This window comes from Paenibacillus sp. E194, from assembly GCF_000935845.1.
GTDB lineage: Bacteria > Bacillota > Bacilli > Paenibacillales > Paenibacillaceae > Paenibacillus_B > Paenibacillus_B alvei_B.
The window spans coordinates 16,653-33,003 of record NZ_JMDX01000042.1; the positions used below are offsets into that span (position 1 = coordinate 16,653).

Sequence of the window (16,351 nt, forward strand, 5' to 3'; positions counted from 1 at the left end):
TAAGCATTAAGCATTAAGCATTAAGCATTAAGCATTAAGCATTAAGCATTAAGCATTAAGCATTAAGCATAAGCATTAACCTGCCGTCCTCGACCGATCTTCAATTTGTCTCCCCACGTATGGCTCGGACAAGGGAAGCACGAGCGTTACCGTTGTCCCCCCACCCCATACACTATCAATATGAATGTTCGCGTTCTGACCGTAATTCAAGCGGATTCGTGCCGCGACATTTCGAAGTCCATAACCAGCACCTGTGCGGTCGCTCGCCACCACACCATGCTCTGTCGGCTGCCGCAATACAGCAGACAGTTCCGCTTGCAATTGGGCGCGCATGTCCTCCGTCATACCCGTTCCAGAATCGATGACCCTAATTGTAAGTCTTCTCCCTTCTGTGTCCTCCTCTACTCGAGCTACAATGCGCAGTAACATCTCTGCTTGCTGCGAGGACTTCTCCAAGCCATGTATGATGGCATTCTCGACAATGGGCTGCACCAGCAGCTTCACGAGCGGAAGTTCCTCTGCGCGCGGTTCAATATCGTACTCCATATGGAATAGGTCTAAGAATCGGATTTGCTGGATTCGTATATAAGCGTGCAAATGCTCCAGACAGTCCTTCACGGTAATTACATCCTTGCCCTTACTCAGACTTAGCCTGAAGAATCGGGATAAGTGAAGTACCATCTCGGAAATATCCTCGGCTTCAGCGTGCTGGGCCATCCAATAGATCGAATCTAGGGTGTTGTATAAGAAGTGGGGATGGATCTGGGATTGGAGCAGCTTCAGCTCTGTATTGGCAAGCCGCAAGCTCTGTTCGTAATGATCGTGAATGAGATGCTGCTGCTGCGATGCCATGTGATTAAATAGGTGGGTCACGATACCGAATTCGTCCTGCCGCGTCGAATTCAGCCTCACATCTAAGTTGCCGCTCGTCATCGCCCTCATGCCCCGAGCTAACTTCCGCATAGGAGCAGCAATGCTCGTATAGATGCTATAAGCCATAACGAGGGCAATGACAATGCTCAGCGCAATCATAAACACCGCGTAATACTCCAGCTGATAGGACTGGGCGAACAGCTCCCTCTTCGGCTGAGCCAGTGTCAGTGTCCAGCCGTAATAAGGCGAGGCGGCTTGAATGAGCACCTGATCATTCGCTTCTGCACGTGTCAAGTAATCCTTGTACGATTCAGGCTGCTTAGCCGTGCCTGTGACCCATTTCCCATCTGCCGTATATAGATGCAGCTCGGCCTGTGGCGATGGCGTAACAGAACGGATATATTGCTGCAAGCGACCCATGTTCAGGCTAATAATAAGCGCATGACGTTCTCGATTCGGGTTGTAAATATCCATTGCCCGAACGACTGCCAGACTATCCGCTCCAAACGCTTGACCGAATGGCTTCCCTGCCCCTATTCGTTCATCCGGCTGAATGAATACAATGCCTGTCCCCAGTCCATTAAGCAGCTGTCGAAGCCAAATGCGTTCATCCGCACGATCAACCGGAAGCACGCCATGGAGCGTAGAAATCACAGAGTTGGAATGATCGTGATATACAGCAATTTGCGAGAACATCGGGTGAATCGACAGGAAGTTGGCCAGCTTATGCTTCAGATCGGCGAATGCCATGACATCCTTCGGCCCCAGCTTCCGCTTCGCATGTGCAAGCGCATCGTTCATCTCCGTATCGGTTGACAGCACCGCGGACAGCTCTTCCACGTTCTGAAGCACGAGCTCAATATTGTCCATGAGGGCATGCATTGCACTTTCGGTACGAGCGGTCGTCTCTGACAAAAGCAGCTCCTGAGAGCGCTTGTTGGAGAACCAGCCGGTCAACAGCAGAGGGATCAGAATAAGTACAAAATAGATAGTTAATCGCCACTGAATCCGTTGGCGAATTTGGTCACGTATCATTTTCAGCATATTAGCACTCACCCTCCGTGCTTAGAACTGCGTTCAGACTGAATGGGCGGCGGCTCACTTCCAATTTGGTTGCGACTAAAGTGATACCAGTCATTGGCCTCCTTCGTCATATCGCGCCCGCCTTCATTCATCCATTCCGACACGTATCTGTCGAAATCCTCAAGTGGTCGATTGCCAAGAATAATGTCGATGAGCATATCATTCTTCTTCTGCAGTAACGGTGCATATCTTGTCATCGCTGGTGTCGGCAGCGAACGAAAAGCACTTGGACGTGCATGCATGGATGTAAATCGAAGATTATCGTATAACTGGTATTGAATGCCTAACGAATCCAGCCGAGATCGGGTGTAATCCTCATCAGGCATATCCGCCAAATTAGCATAGAGTCCGCGATAATGATCCTGATTATGGCGCTCCATATTGGTCACCCTCTTCCCCTCCTTCCAAGCCCACACGTCTCCTTCGAATCCAAGCTTGAGGGTATCCCTTCCCTCCTCGCCGATATAGTTAAGCAGCTTCAACACCTCCACCGCGTGAGAGCTGGTAGCAGGAATTACTTGATAGCTTCGTACTTGAGGCAGCGCAAAGGTTCCACTTCCTCCAGGGCCCTTCGGGAAAGGAAGGGGGATCCATTCTGCACGCGGTTCCCGCGCCTTGCTCCTCTCCAGCACACCGCGGGTATCGTACCATGTTCCCGTGAACAGCCCCAGCTTCCCGTTCACAACCTGCCTCTCCAATCCACGCTGTGTTTGAATCGGGAACAATGGATCTACGAGCCCCTCCTGAACCATCGTTCGCATGAAGGCAAGGGCCTCCTTCATCTCTGGCTGCACATTGGAATATACGAGCTGGCCATCCCGTTCCATCCATTGATCGAGCTGCACTCCATATGCACCGAACCACGGTGAGGTGCGGCCCAACTCTTCAATGAAGCTGGTACCATAAATATCGTGCGACCCATTGTCGTCCGAACGGAGCGAAGTAAAGGCACGCATCACATTCACCATCTCCGCAAGAGTAGTCGGAGGTTCAAGTCCGAGCTGTTCCAGCCAATCCTCGCGAATATATATCATCTCCTGCCCCCTGCCCTCATGCAGGCTCGGAATCGCATATATCTGGCCGTTAAAGGACACCTGCTCCCACACTTCAGGAGGAATCCGTTCCTTCAGCTTCGGCGCGTATCGGGCAAGCAGGTGGTCAAGCGGTGTCAGCATCTGCTTCCGTGCGTAGAAGGAGACCCAATTCGCATCCGTGATGCTGATCAAGTCTGGTGTATGGTTCGACATCATCATGACACCGACGCGATCCTCATACCGATGTGATGGGGGAATGATCACTTCTACTTGAAGACCCGTCTTCGCCTCGATGTCGGTTACATACGGATTATCATTCTCCGTCAACGACTCTGGGAACCCTATGCCGAGACTATTCAATACAACCGTAACCTTAGGCAGCAAAGAACGCTGTTCCGCCACCTTCGACTGCCCTACCTGCCCACTGCATCCAATCAGCAGCAATAAGCATGCAGTTCCTGCCATCATCCCGACTTTCTTGTACACAAGAATCGGCTGCTGCATAACAGCTAACCCAAGTGATGTAAGCGTATACATTTTGATCAGCATGTTTCTAGCCCTGCTCGCCTCTCCCCGCTGCTTCATCCGCATACTTGCACTCCCCTCTCCATACCTGACCTCCATCAACCTGTGTGGAAGATTATACTTACATGCTTTCCCTTAATCATACAGAAAGGGCCTATCAGATTGCACTCTCTGATAGACCCTTTTTTCATCTATTTATTCTTCTGTGGACAGACACTTCAAATCACTGACATGCTTGTCTAATCGGCTGTATCCATCAACAAGCGCCTGAATATCCATATGCTGCTGCTCCATATTCGCTAGCACCTCTTCCACAGAGGCCATATGCTCCTCCGTGCTGTTCGTAATCGTCACAACACCTTGTGCCATATTGGAGTACTGTGTCTGAAGGTCGCGAACGGCTTCATGCATCGCTTCCGACTGACGGTTCACCTGGTCGGTGTTATCCGTGATCGTACGCATAATCTGCTCCACTTGCCCAGTAGTCTCTACACTGGATACGACGGCAGATTGTCCACGCTGTACCTGCTCTGCTGCGGCACTTATCTGAGTTCGTATCGTTTCCAATATGGTTGCAATATCCTCAGTCGCTTTCTTCGCATGGTCAGCCAGCTTGCGAACCTCTCCCGACACTACTGCGAAGCCCTTGCCATGCTCGCCTGCTCGTGCAGCTTCAATCGCCGCATTCAAGGACAGCAAGTTCGTCTGTGCGGAAATATCACTAATGGTACTGACAATATCGCCGACCTGCTCCGTCTGCGCATTCAGTGCGTCCATCACTTGCACAGTCTGTTCCACTGTACGCTTCACACGGTCAATCTCACCGACAAGGGTGCCAATCTGGCCACTGCCCTGCTCGGCCAATTGCAGTGTAGTTGATGCAACCTGCTCCAATTGATTCGTCCCGTTCGCAACGTGACTAACGGAACGCTCCACGGATTCCACAGAGCTTCCGATATGCTGCAGGCTAATCGTTTGTTGTTCGAAGCCTGCCGATATTTGCGCGAATGTCTCTGTAACTTCACGCGAGATCGTTCCTGTCGATTCTGCACGCAGCTTCTGCTCATGACTGAATTCATTAAGCATCGTAACCGAAGATTGAATTTGTCTAAGCAGTTCTATTGCTTGCTCCTTCGATTTCAGCGCTTCCGTTCCTCGTTCCGCCACTTGCCGCTGCAAGTTCTGACTGAACACCGCCGAAGCACTGAGTGCAATCGTCACGAAGAGCAGATACATAAGCAAATAGAGGAGCGGCTCTCGCGTGAACAGCTTCTCATTCAGGAATGGATCATAGAATACGTATACCGTCATTATCATACTGACAACGCCGGTAAAGACGATAGGACGATAATTCTGATATAAAGTCATCAAGCTGATTACGACATAGAATAACAAATACGTGCTGAAGATCGGATTCGGATCCGACTTCATCAGCAGCAGGACAAGCGAGCACAGAAATACCGGAATTAAGTACATCACATACTTTACGCCAATGCGCTTGTAGGTTAAGAACGTTGCTAATCCACAAGCCACCGCTCCAAAACCAATCAGCACGTACAGCATGGTGCCGACAATACCTGCAGCCAAATCCCCGATGATTCCAATCGCAAGCATTGTCCATATGATCTTGACAAACAGGCGATTGCGCCTGTCAAGAATCGTTAGTTCATTCACGTCATCTACCAACTTTCTATGTATCGAGTGATCGTCGTTAACAGCTTGTCTAGTCAGTTCGTTAACCATTACTTTTCTGCATTTCCGTTAACTTCAACACCTTATTATATCGGCTAACAGGTGATAGGAATTGAGTGAAATTCCACTTGTTCCTGTTCTGGAATTAACCAGTCGAACTTGGCTGGATTCTGCCAGATTGCACCGACATGAATAAGGGTAGGAATGACATCGTCTCCCTTATAGAACTTCTTCTTCCCAACCTTGCGCATCGGTACATGGAATGACACACGCAGCGCACGTGCGAATACCGGTTCCAGCAGACAAGCGCACTGCAAGATCCCATGCTTACGCGAGTAATGAACGATTGAAGATAGCAGCCGATCGATATTATGACCGCGATGTTCCTTCAGCAAAGCTACCTTGTCCACTTCAGCCACCTGCTCTGGGGCGTTCATCACCTCCGGCTGTTCCGCGAACGGCGCGACCTCGTTCAACATACGCGCACTCTCCCTGTACAGCTTCAGTTCGAATGTTCCTACAGCAACCCCTGCCTCGTTGAACACGATAACCTGATCCAACGGATGTGCAGCGGATTCCAGTTCAAAGCCCATCTCCTTCCAGACTGTTGTCCAAATGGATCGATACAGCTGCACCTGTTGTTCGCTTTTCACCGAAATATGCATTTCCCTGTAACTCCTTTATGTAAAAATTTATATAATTTGTTATCGGTCACAGGTAAAGGAATGATTACAAAAATCTTTTTTCAAAAAAATCCATGAAAAAGAGAGTTATTTTCTGAAATCACACTTCTCTGTCTCATTGTAAAAACGATCGCTTGTAATGCCAACTCCCTATTTCAAAATTCGTTCCAACGACCCAATTATATATGAATATATACTCACATCCTGTAGATTTGGTTCCAGTCTATGCCGCTATCCAATCATCTTCACGACCGCAACTTTACATTTGTCATAAATGTAAACCTCCTATATACTTGTAACAATGTTAATTTAGACACAATCCATTCGTAATCGGAGCGATTTATAGATGTCACAATCCAAAGTAACTCAACAACATATTGCCGACGCGCTGAACTTATCACGCAATACCGTATCGAAGGCGTTGAACAACGATCCTGACATGCGCGATGACACGAAACGCCGCATCATGAAGAAAGCCGTCGAGCTGGGCTATACCAAATTCCATCAATTCGAAGCTGCGGAAGGAATCAGCTCGACCAATCGTATCGTGTCCCTGCTTACTCATTCGGATTATATGGGCAACCACTATTGGTCTAGCTTCATCAAAGGATTGAATACAACCTTGAAGGAAGCTGGCTACTCCCTGGCGATGACGATTATTGACATGGAAGAAGAGCGTGAGCAGAAGCTGCCTTCTCTATTCGTGCAGCAGCGGCCTGCTGGCGTTATTATGATCGGCCCCTTCTTGAGGGAGTACTATGAGCTAATCGAACGTTTAGGCATTGCCTCGATGTTCATCGATACGTATGCGGACTTCAACTTCGGCATGCTGGGCAGCGATATTATGCTCGTAGACAATGCCCATAGCGTATATGCCCTAACGCAACAATTGATTGCACGTGGACATAAGAAGATCGGCTTTGTAGGCGATATCGGCTCCTGCCTCAGCTACCGCGAACGGTGGGAAGGCTTCAATCGTGCGCTGTCTGAGGCAAGGCTGAGCGTCAATGAATCTTGGTGCATCATTAACTCCATGAAGCGTCATTATTTCAATGAAGAGGAACTGTCCGCAGCCTATTCCCGGATGGAGGATAAGCCAACGGCCTTCGTATGTGTGAATGACAATATTGCTGTCGACTTCATGCAAATTGTGAAGGCAAGCGACATGCGCGTACCTGAGGATATCTCCATTACCGGATTCGACAACATTGCCGAATCGGTGCTTGTTCATCCCGCCATCACGACTGTACATGTTCCGAAGGAAGAGCTCGGCATGCGCGCCGGAGAACAGATCGTATGGCGCATTGACCACCCGCATCGTCCGAAGGAACTTATTCGCATCGGCGTGGAGGTAGAATGGCGCGATTCAGTACACAGTCTGATTTAGTTTACATTTGCACATCCACATTCGATATGTAACACGCTTTTGCACATTATTTGCACAGTAAATGCACAATATTTACTTGACATTGTAACCTTAGTGTTTTACTCTTTAGTTATTCGGAAACGCTGTCATTGCGTTTCGATAGACAATTGACACATGCTGTGTTACAAGTTCAGTTGACATTGCACACGACATCAATAAAGAACAAGGCTCTCACCTATTCTTTTGGTCTCAACATCTGTCACCTGCACTTGATCAGCACAGGTTTCATACTTACTACGCAAAGCGAGGTTTGCATCATGAGCCAAATTAAGATCATCGGTCCAGATATTCCGAACATGCCTTGGGAAGAACGTCCTGAAGGACATCGCGACGTATTGTGGCGCTACAGCCAGAACCCAGTAATTCCACGTGATTTGCTGCCTAACTCGAACAGTATCTTCAATAGTGCTGTTGTTCCGTTCGAAGGCGGATTCGCCGGCGTATTCCGCTGCGACGATCGCAATCGCTACATGCGTTTGCATGCTGGCTTCAGTAAAGACGGCATTAACTGGGACATCAACCACGAGCCGCTTACATTTGAATGTGACGATCCGGAAATCGGCAATTTCATCGAAGGCTACGACCCACGCGTATGCTGGATCGAAGACCGCTACTATGTAACTTGGTGCAACATCTACCACGGCCCAACAATCGGCGTGGCATACACATATGACTTCAAGACATTCCATCAGCTCGAAAATGCATTCTTGCCTTACAACCGCAACGGAGTTATGTTCCCGCGCAAAATTAACGGCAACTATGCAATGGTGAGCCGTCCGTCCGATACAGGCCATACACCATTCGGCGACATCTTCTACAGTGAGAGCCCTGATATGGAATTCTGGGGTCGTCACCGTCACGTAATGGCTCCAATGGGCGGCTGGCAGAGCAAGAAAGTTGGCGCAGGTCCAATTCCAATCGAAACAAGCGAAGGCTGGCTCATGATCTATCATGGCGTCCTGAACTCCTGTAACGGATTCGTATATGCATTCGGCGCAGCGATCCTCGACCTGGATGAGCCTTGGAAAGTAAAATACCGCAGCGAACCATACTTGCTGCAGCCTTCCACATTGTACGAGTGCGTAGGCGACGTGCCTAACGTTGCATTCCCTTGCGCATCGCTTGTGGACGCAGCAACAGGACGTATCGCGATTTATTATGGCGCAGCTGACACGGTTACTGCTCTTGCATTCGGTTATGTTGATGAGATTATTGAATTCGTGAAGAATAATTCTCGCGTGAAGTAAGATATACTGTAAGCAAAGACTGCTGGGGAGCAGCACCGACTTACAGGGCTCTTCCTTTCTTTGCAACCCCTATACCTATGATCAAAAACCCCCTTGCATCTGATCGCAATAAGCGGCCAGCGCAAGGGGGTTTTGTGCAATAATTTGCAATAAGGCGCAATAAGGAAGATCCGATTATTTCGAATGTACAGTCTTACACCATCGCACTGCGCAATTGCCGCACGTAGCGCCATCGAATGACGAAGAAGTAAATGATTTGAACTACTGTGAAGCTAACGAGCACTTTAATTGTACTTTCCCCAACAGAGAAATGAACCAACTGCTGCAGCGCTGCAAACGCAACCCCACTATGCAAAATTGCGATGAGAAGCGGCAAAAAGAACATAACCAGCAGCTGTCGTGTCACGACGCGATTCAGTTCCTTGCGAGTCAACCCCATCTTGGACAGCATCTCGGTCTGCTGCTGATCCCGACTGCGATCCGTATATAATCGGAAGTATAAGAAGCTTGCAGCAAAGGTGAAGAACACCACACCAATGAGTACGCTCACGAGCAGCAGTAATCCATTTGCCTGTTTGGCCGCTACCCACTGCGGGTACAGTGCCCTAAACTGATTCTTCATGGATTCGCCCTGCTCTCCTGCTTGGTTCGCAAGCAACTGCTTCGTTATCTGCTCCGTCGCATCCCCGAGCTTACCCCACTGATCCACCACAAATCCATAGACCGTATAGGATTGCTGGCCTGACTCATCCCGATCAGGTATCTGCTCATAAGCATCATCCGTTACCACAACAAGCCGAAAGATCCCATAATCCTGCGGCAGCACTTGATGGGGTACAGCTTTCATAATTTGAAAAGCAAATCGATTCGTGTCTTCGAGAAGTTGAACAACTTCTTCAAATCCTTCTTTACTATATACTCGCTCCCCCATGACTGAAGTCGGCACAAGGAATGCTTCATTATCAGCAGTAATCGCTTCTTGCTCATATCCAAGGGCTGTTGCCAGCTTGTTATAATCGGACAACTTCATGACCGTGACATCATTACCTGCAAATTTCAAGGTAGCTGCGCCAACTCGATAAGGCAATTGCGATTGTTCCAGTTTTTGTTTAATCAGACTCACATGGGCCTGTTCCTGTTTATTTCCTTGATACGAATAATACGTAAATGCATACGGGTTCGTCATCTCCGCTAACCCTTGATTGCCGATTGCCGTACACGTACCAATCGCAGTAAATGCAACCGCCGAGATTACAGCAACGATAAAGAACAAGCGTGAATTATCCTTCAACCGATATCCCAGTTCAGAGAGCGTCAAGAGATTCGTCTTCTTGAAATACAGCCTCTCACTCCGCTTCAACATTCGCAGTGCAAATACCGCGAATTGCGTGAACAGAAAATACGTCCCGACTACAGTCAGCACCACCCCTAACAGAAGTACAAGGAACGAAAACGTGATGCCTGTAGCAAAGGAAAACACCGTCGCATAGCCCGCTCCGACGAGCAAGACGGCCAGCACCGACAGTCCTATCGACGCCTTAGGTTCAGGCTTCGGCTTGTCCGATCCCTTGAGCAGATTAATGAGTTGATGCACCCTTACCATCCGAGTAGTCACGATCGATATCAGCAGGAAGAGGATCAAGAATGCGATAAACGTTGTGCCTATCGCCTTCACTGGTACATAAAACGTTAAGCCTTTATCAATCGCCAGAAGTTCAGATATCCCGGAGAGGATCAATTTTGAGAAAATGACACCCAGCAATACGCCTGCCACAATGGAGGCGCAGCCAATCAGCATATTTTCCATGAACACCAGCTTGCGAAATTGCTTAGGAGACATTCCATGTATGATGAGAATGCCGAATTCCTTGTTCCGTGTCTTCAAAAACGAACCTACCGAATATAAGATGAAGAAAAAGAAAACACGATCAGCAGCACCTGCGACACCCGCAGTCCCATCATCCCGAGTTCGCTAAGTGTCTCACTGGAAGATTGGATCTTTCCATTCAAATCGGGATGGAACAAGAGCAAAGAATAGGTGAAGAACATCAGTACCGAGAAGGTACTGCTCCAGAAATGAGCGGCGTACATGCGCTTGTTGCGAGTGATATTATGAATAGCTAGTTGTGAGAACGTCATTCGGATTGCCTCCCATCACGGACAGCACGTCCATTATGCTGCGCATAAACATGGACTGACTGCCTCTGCGAGTAATTTCATGATGCAGCTGACCATCCTTAATGAAGACAACGCGATCACAATAGCTTGCCGCCATCGCATCATGGGTAACAAGGAGCATCGTCGTCCCCTCCTCCTTGTTCAACTGATACATCGTATCCATCACAGCTCGCGATGACTTCGAATCCAGGTTTCCAGTCGGCTCATCCGCCAGCAGCAGCTTCGGCTGATGAATAATGGCGCGTGCGATAGCTGCGCGCTGTGCTTGCCCTCCAGAAATCTCGTAAATTCGCTTGTTCAGCAATGCAGTAATGCCAAGCCTCTCTGCCAGCGCATTCGCCTTGCGGTGCAATTTCTCCACTTCTACCCCGTCCAGTGTTAAGGGAAGTACGATATTTTCCTTAACGGTCAACGTATTTAATAGATTAAAGGATTGGAAAACAAATCCGAGCTCACGCCGGCGGAATAGAGCCAGCTTCTCCTGTGATAATTGGAAGGGATTATTGCCATGAATCAACACTTGGCCAGACGAAGGCGCGTCAATGGTTGCAATCATATTCATCAAAGTAGTTTTCCCACTTCCGGAAGGCCCCATGATGCCTACGAATTCCCCCTGCTCAATACCTAGATTAATATTGGACAATGCCTGATAGGCTACCTTTCCTTCATAAGTCTTACTTAAGTTCCTCACTTCTACCATTGTCATCTTCGATTCCACTCCTATTCACGTGATTCCCATATTCATCCAGCATATTGTCCAAATCCATAATCGAGCAGTTCCCTCGCATCTGTCCAGACGCTATTCGAACCGGAATGCAGTACAACTGTAATCATTCGGTGATCATTGCGCTCTGCAGCGGAGACTAGACAGTATCCGGCTTGATCGGTGAATCCTGTCTTAATGCCTGTTGATCCTTCATAATAATATTCGCTCTCCTGCTGCAGCAGTCGGTTCCGATTCGTATACGACTTCATGATCTTCTCCATGTTCTCGGACACGAGCTTCACATCTGCAGTGGATTGGCCTACAATGGCACGGAAGAGTTTGCTCTTCATCGCTTCCTTCGCAATAACAGCCAAGTCATGTGCTGAACTATAATGGTTCGCATCGTGCAATCCATGTGGATTCATAAAATGTGTGTTGCGAAGGCCGAGCTCCTCTGCCCGATCATTCATGCATTGAACGAACACGCGGATCGCTTCTTCCGCATCTAAGGATGCATCGGCGCGTACCTGACGTCCCAATTGAACGGCAACCGTTCTCGCCGCATCGTTCCCGGACGGCAGCATCATCGCTTCCAGCAAGTCTTTCCACGACAATTGCTGCCCGAAGCGCAGCCCTGCCGAGCTCTCCCCCGGATTGGCAAGCAGCACCTCCTGCCCTACGGTCACCTGTTCATTCATGTCTGCCATCTCGATGGCGAGGAGCGCGGTCATCACTTTGGTCGTGCTGGCCGGTGCGAGCCGATCATCAGCATTCATCCCGTATAGAACTTCACCTGTATCTTGATTGATGACGATCGCTGCCTGAGCATCCAGGCTTCCTGAAGCAAATACATTCTGCCCAGTTACAGTGTGCACGCTATCAGACACTACTTTATATATCTTTTGTTTGATTTGTCCTGAGTAAGGTTGCAGTATGAACCAAATACCAGCAGCGGCGATGCAGCCTGCGAACAGCCATCTTTTCCTATTCAATCTCACGATTATCCACCCTTATCCTGTTATCATGCATTCGCATGTCTTCCCGTGATAGATATCAGGATAACCGAATGGACTTAATAAAGTGCTAAGCAGAAATGAAGAAAAATGAATGAAAGATGAAGAAAATATGAAGAAGACGGTATAAAAGGTTATGTGGAATTTACCATATGTATAAATCTTATTAATTCTAGACCTTAGTAGGGGGGATTAGTCGGCTCGAACAGGTATAATAGACATATGATTGTGAAATATGTAACATATCGAGGAGGTATACCTTATGAAACGCAACATCTTAGCCGCTGTTCTCATCTTGGGAGGAAGCCTCTTGCTTGGCAATACCGTATATGAGGGACTCGCAGGTGCAGGAGAGACAGAATCCGGCACAGCATCAGCTTACGACATGCAACAACACCATATGGAACAATCCCATATGAGTGACCCCCATATGAATGAATCTCGTATGAGTGAATCCCGAATGAGTGAATCTCGTATGGGCAATGCGAACAGAGACGTACCACGTCACGGATCGGGCGACTCCCATATGTCGAAGTACTCCAGCCATAACGACAACTGCCATAACGAAGCATAAGTAGAACAAGAACCGAAGGCTGTCCTGCCTTCGGTTCTTATTCATATAATGGGGGAACGGAGCTTGGAATCTCAACGACAAAATAGGTGCCTTCCTGATTGCTTATCGCTTCAATTGTTCCCCCATGCAGCTCTACAATCGTCTTGGATATCGCAAGACCTAGCCCAGAACCACCCGAATGCTCCGATCTTGATTTCTCCACGCGGTAAAAGCGATCAAAAATATGCGGCAGATCATGAGCTGGTATAGGCTCACCGCTATTGTGAACAGAGATCATAATTCGAGTCCCCCGCTTGCGAAGGAATATTCCCACTGCAGATCCACGCGGCGCATAGCGCATCGCATTGGTAAGCAGGTTGTCGAATACACGCACCAGCTTATCTGGATCCGCCTCGATCCAGTACTGATCCTCATCACTGTGCATCGAGATGGTCAGTCCCTCCTGCTCCATCGGATAACGATAGTGTACACACAGCTGACCTGCCATTTCCACAATATTGAGCGGCTTCGTATGCAGCGTCATCCCGCCATTCATGCGGGTATATTCGAACAAATCATTAATCATGACATTCAGGCGCTGGGCCTTCTCATAAGCAATATTCGTATAATGGCGCAGCTCTACTTCGTCCCTATATCGATCCTGCTCAACCAACCCTAAATAGCCCATGATTGAGGTAAGCGGTGTGCGAAGATCATGCGATACGCTTGTAACCAGTTCATTTTTGGTACGTTCGGCAAGGCGCTCCTCTTCCAGCGACAGCTTAATCTGTTCGGCCATACGATTAATGTTATCCGCAAGCCTGCCAATTTCATCATCCGTGGAGACGGTGCAGCGGGCATCCAGATTGCCATCCGCCATACGCTGAACCGTTGCTGTAATTTGCTCCATACTTTTGATTAATTTGCGATTCAGTAAAAAATAGATACCGACGAACAATGCCAACCCAACGACAATGAGCGGCGCAACGATTCCGAATACTCGCTCCAATGCCCGAAACAAGACATTAAGAAGATCAATTTGCAAGTAACTGTACATAAACATGGCTAGACCGAGCATGAGGTAGGCTGTTATCAATGCCAATATAATGCTCAGCACGAAGGTGAACAGCATCTTCCATCGAAGGCTACTATACCATGGTGTCTTCAATCTTATACCCTACTCCCCATACGGTCTGAATGAGTTTTCCACCGCTCGATTCCAGCTTGTCCCGCAGCTTGCTGATATGAACCGCCACCGTATTGTGCGATCCATTGAAATTCTCTTTCCATACTCGTTCATACAGCTCTTCCGCACTGAATACTCTTCCTGGGTTGCTCGCCATTAAGTAGAGAATATCGAATTCCACACTCGTTAAATGTACCGCTTGTCCATCCACCTTCACCGAATGGGTCGACTTGTTAATGTCCATCGTCTGAACGCGAATGACATCCACCGGCTGTGCTTGAGACTGAAGCTGCGAGTTCAATAAGTAAGCACGGCGGAGCAGCGATTTCACGCGTGCTACCAGCTCCAATGGATTGAACGGCTTCGTCATATAATCATCCGCACCTGTCATAAGACCCATGATCTTATCCATATCTTCCGACTTAGCGCTCAGCATCATAACTGGCGTCGCTTGGTTCTCCCGAATTTTGCGGCATACCGCAAGCCCATCCAGCCTCGGCATCATCACATCGAGAATGACCAGTTCGATAGGTTCATGCTGAAGGATGTCCAATGCTTCCACACCATCGTATGCCTTATGCGTGCAATATCCTTCATTTTTCAAGTAAATATCGATTAAGCCAGCGATTTCTTTATCATCGTCGACAATTAATATATTTGTCACACCCATTACCCTCCTGCTTCCACCTTCAACATTGTTGGCACTAGCATACCGTTAATACCGTCCCGGTTCAACGGCAACCACTAGCAGCCTCATCTCCTATTTACATGAATCCACGGAAAAATTCCAGAAAACGCTGTCCTTCTGTAACATTATGCTTCATAACCGCATACGTTCTTGCGGTAGGCAGCATCAGTTCCGAGCAATCCACCTGCAGCAATCTACCTTCCATACGTTCACGACGAATCGTAATCTCAGGCAAGAACGAAATACCAAGCCCTTCCTCAATGAACCGCTTCGTTACATGCACTTGGGTAACAAGCATTGTTCGCATGTATCGATATCTCATCTGCATCTCCTGCATAAGCGGCTCCCAATATTCAGGATGATTATAAGTGAGCAGCATATGATTCGCCAGCAAATCTCCGAGCTGGAGCGGAGAAGCCGTCTCTGCATCATGCCCATCATGCGGCGCAACAAGCACCACCTCGTCCTCCCCCAATATATCACAGGTAAGCCGCGCATCACTTGCCCACATTCGGGATAATCCAAGATCCACCTGATCCTGCAGCACCGCATCGGCAATTTGCTTCGATTCCAGTACCTGAACTTGAACCTCTACATCAGGATTAGCATGCACATAGCGATTCAAGACATGTGGGATGAGATATGCCGCTACAAGGGGCGATACCGCCAGATTCAATCTGCGGGTATAGCCCTGCTTGAAGCGATGCAGCTCCTGCAGACCTTCCTCGTGGACGGACAACAGATGTTTCGCATGCGGAAGAAATCGCCGTCCTTCCTCGGTCAATTCTACTCTGCGTCCTACTCGTTTAAATAAAGGCGAGCCCAAATATTGCTCCAACTGCTTGATCTGGATCGTTACCGTTGGCTGCGAGATGAACAATTCCTCCGAAGTGCGACGGAAATTCTCATGCGCAGCAGCGTGCACAAATGTTTGTATCCATTTCAAATCCATCGTCATCGGCTCCCTATTGATTAAGATTCCCTATTAAATCAATAAAAACGTTTCAATATTTTTAATCAGACACCATGTATATAATAATACATATTAAAGGAGGAGGGAAATGATGGTTGACAAGGGGTTAAAAGGTGTTGTTGCAGCAGAAACCGAATTGAGCTTCATTGACGGCAATGCCGGTATATTGCTTTATCGCGGATATGATGCTAAAGAACTTGCCATTCGGCATTCCTTCGAGGAAGTTGCTTACCTACTCTGGTACGGCACGTTGCCGAGCTCAGCAGAATTGCAATCCTTCAAAGCGGCCTGGGTGCGCTGCAGACAGCTGCCTGAGCCTGTCATCCATTGCTTGAGCCAACTTCCTTCAGACATGAACTTGATGAGCCAGCTGCGCACCGCAGTCTCTGTACTAGGAACAACTGTATACGAAGGGGCTCCACACATTGAACAAGCGATGGCGTTAACGGCGATGATGCCTGCTATCATCGCGAACCTGTATCGCAAGCAAC

The 16,351-nt window shown here is 48.4% G+C and carries 13 protein-coding genes and 1 pseudogene; 4 read left to right on the plus strand and 10 right to left on the minus strand.

Features of this window, described 5'->3' with window-relative positions:
* Window positions 1–75 precede the first annotated feature (75 nt).
* The 4 genes from AZ66_RS08315 to AZ66_RS08330 all read right to left on the minus strand — a co-directional run bounded on the left by AZ66_RS08315 (window position 76) and on the right by AZ66_RS08330 (window position 5,872).
* A complete protein-coding gene (locus AZ66_RS08315; RefSeq protein WP_044354413.1) occupies window positions 76–1,917 on the minus strand; it encodes a cache domain-containing sensor histidine kinase in 1,842 nt (613 codons plus the stop codon).
* Window positions 1,918–1,925: 8 nt separating this feature from the next.
* Window positions 1,926–3,581, minus strand: coding sequence for an extracellular solute-binding protein (locus AZ66_RS08320; protein ID WP_052648441.1), 1,656 nt, complete (start codon window positions 3,579–3,581; stop codon window positions 1,926–1,928).
* A gap of 129 nt (window positions 3,582–3,710) precedes the next feature.
* A complete protein-coding gene (locus AZ66_RS08325) occupies window positions 3,711–5,258 on the minus strand; it encodes a methyl-accepting chemotaxis protein (protein ID WP_231586782.1) in 1,548 nt (515 codons plus the stop codon).
* A 44-nt stretch (window positions 5,259–5,302) separates the two neighbouring features.
* Complete coding sequence (locus AZ66_RS08330; RefSeq protein ID WP_044354415.1) at window positions 5,303–5,872, minus strand: hypothetical protein; 570 nt, start codon at window positions 5,870–5,872, stop codon at window positions 5,303–5,305.
* 364 nt (window positions 5,873–6,236) lie between these two features.
* Between AZ66_RS08330 and AZ66_RS08335 the strand changes: the two genes are divergently transcribed.
* Both AZ66_RS08335 and AZ66_RS08340 read left to right on the plus strand, forming a co-directional pair.
* Window positions 6,237–7,277, plus strand: a complete 1,041-nt coding sequence (locus AZ66_RS08335; RefSeq protein WP_044354416.1) for a LacI family DNA-binding transcriptional regulator — start codon at window positions 6,237–6,239, stop codon at window positions 7,275–7,277.
* A 296-nt stretch (window positions 7,278–7,573) separates the two neighbouring features.
* Entirely contained in the window at window positions 7,574–8,563 is a 990-nt protein-coding gene (locus tag AZ66_RS08340; RefSeq protein ID WP_021256311.1) for a glycoside hydrolase family 130 protein, read from the plus strand.
* A 193-nt stretch (window positions 8,564–8,756) separates the two neighbouring features.
* Here AZ66_RS08340 and AZ66_RS08345 read toward each other — a convergent pair.
* The 3 genes and pseudogenes from AZ66_RS08345 to AZ66_RS08355 all read right to left on the minus strand — a co-directional run bounded on the left by AZ66_RS08345 (window position 8,757) and on the right by AZ66_RS08355 (window position 12,445).
* A pseudogene (locus AZ66_RS08345) lies at window positions 8,757–10,702 on the minus strand (ABC transporter permease).
* Entirely contained in the window at window positions 10,674–11,447 is a 774-nt protein-coding gene (locus AZ66_RS08350) for an ABC transporter ATP-binding protein (RefSeq protein WP_044354417.1), read from the minus strand. Before AZ66_RS08350 ends, AZ66_RS08345 begins: the two are co-directional and overlap by 29 nt.
* Window positions 11,448–11,482: 35 nt before the next feature.
* On the minus strand, window positions 11,483–12,445 hold the full coding sequence (locus AZ66_RS08355) for a D-alanyl-D-alanine carboxypeptidase family protein (protein WP_036621619.1): 963 nt from the start codon (window positions 12,443–12,445) through the stop codon (window positions 11,483–11,485).
* 277 nt (window positions 12,446–12,722) lie between these two features.
* On the opposite strand from AZ66_RS08355, the gene AZ66_RS08360 reads away from it, so the two are divergent.
* On the plus strand, window positions 12,723–13,034 hold the full coding sequence (locus AZ66_RS08360) for a hypothetical protein (RefSeq protein ID WP_044354418.1): 312 nt from the start codon (window positions 12,723–12,725) through the stop codon (window positions 13,032–13,034).
* A gap of 37 nt (window positions 13,035–13,071) precedes the next feature.
* On the opposite strand, the gene AZ66_RS08365 is transcribed toward AZ66_RS08360, so the two are convergent.
* From AZ66_RS08365 to AZ66_RS08375, 3 genes are all read right to left on the minus strand, one after another.
* Entirely contained in the window at window positions 13,072–14,181 is a 1,110-nt protein-coding gene (locus AZ66_RS08365) for a sensor histidine kinase (RefSeq protein WP_021262629.1), read from the minus strand.
* Entirely contained in the window at window positions 14,162–14,869 is a 708-nt protein-coding gene (locus tag AZ66_RS08370) for a response regulator transcription factor (RefSeq protein ID WP_036621621.1), read from the minus strand. The genes AZ66_RS08365 and AZ66_RS08370 overlap by 20 nt, the downstream gene beginning before the upstream one ends.
* 94 nt (window positions 14,870–14,963) lie before the next feature.
* Window positions 14,964–15,839 carry a LysR family transcriptional regulator gene (locus AZ66_RS08375; RefSeq protein WP_021262631.1) on the minus strand — a complete coding sequence of 292 codons (876 nt, stop codon included), beginning with the start codon at window positions 15,837–15,839 and terminating at the stop codon, window positions 14,964–14,966.
* Window positions 15,840–15,948: 109 nt separating this feature from the next.
* Here AZ66_RS08375 and AZ66_RS08380 point away from each other — a divergent pair.
* Window positions 15,949–16,351, plus strand: a 403-nt coding sequence (locus AZ66_RS08380) for a citrate/2-methylcitrate synthase (RefSeq protein ID WP_044354421.1), incomplete at its 3' end; no start/stop codon positions are given.

Coding starts and splice junctions, on each gene's coding strand:
- AZ66_RS08315 (WP_044354413.1), bottom strand. CDS start 1,917: ATGCTGAAAATGATACGTGACCAAATTCGCCAACGGATTCAGTGGCGA.
- AZ66_RS08320 (WP_052648441.1), bottom strand. CDS start 3,581: ATGCGGATGAAGCAGCGGGGAGAGGCGAGCAGGGCTAGAAACATGCTG.
- AZ66_RS08325 (WP_231586782.1), bottom strand. CDS start 5,258: ATGGTTAACGAACTGACTAGACAAGCTGTTAACGACGATCACTCGATA.
- AZ66_RS08330 (WP_044354415.1), bottom strand. CDS start 5,872: ATGCATATTTCGGTGAAAAGCGAACAACAGGTGCAGCTGTATCGATCC.
- AZ66_RS08335 (WP_044354416.1), top strand. CDS start 6,237: ATGTCACAATCCAAAGTAACTCAACAACATATTGCCGACGCGCTGAAC.
- AZ66_RS08340 (WP_021256311.1), top strand. CDS start 7,574: ATGAGCCAAATTAAGATCATCGGTCCAGATATTCCGAACATGCCTTGG.
- AZ66_RS08350 (WP_044354417.1), bottom strand. CDS start 11,447: ATGACAATGGTAGAAGTGAGGAACTTAAGTAAGACTTATGAAGGAAAG.
- AZ66_RS08360 (WP_044354418.1), top strand. CDS start 12,723: ATGAAACGCAACATCTTAGCCGCTGTTCTCATCTTGGGAGGAAGCCTC.
- AZ66_RS08370 (WP_036621621.1), bottom strand. CDS start 14,869: ATGGGTGTGACAAATATATTAATTGTCGACGATGATAAAGAAATCGCT.
- AZ66_RS08375 (WP_021262631.1), bottom strand. CDS start 15,839: ATGGATTTGAAATGGATACAAACATTTGTGCACGCTGCTGCGCATGAG.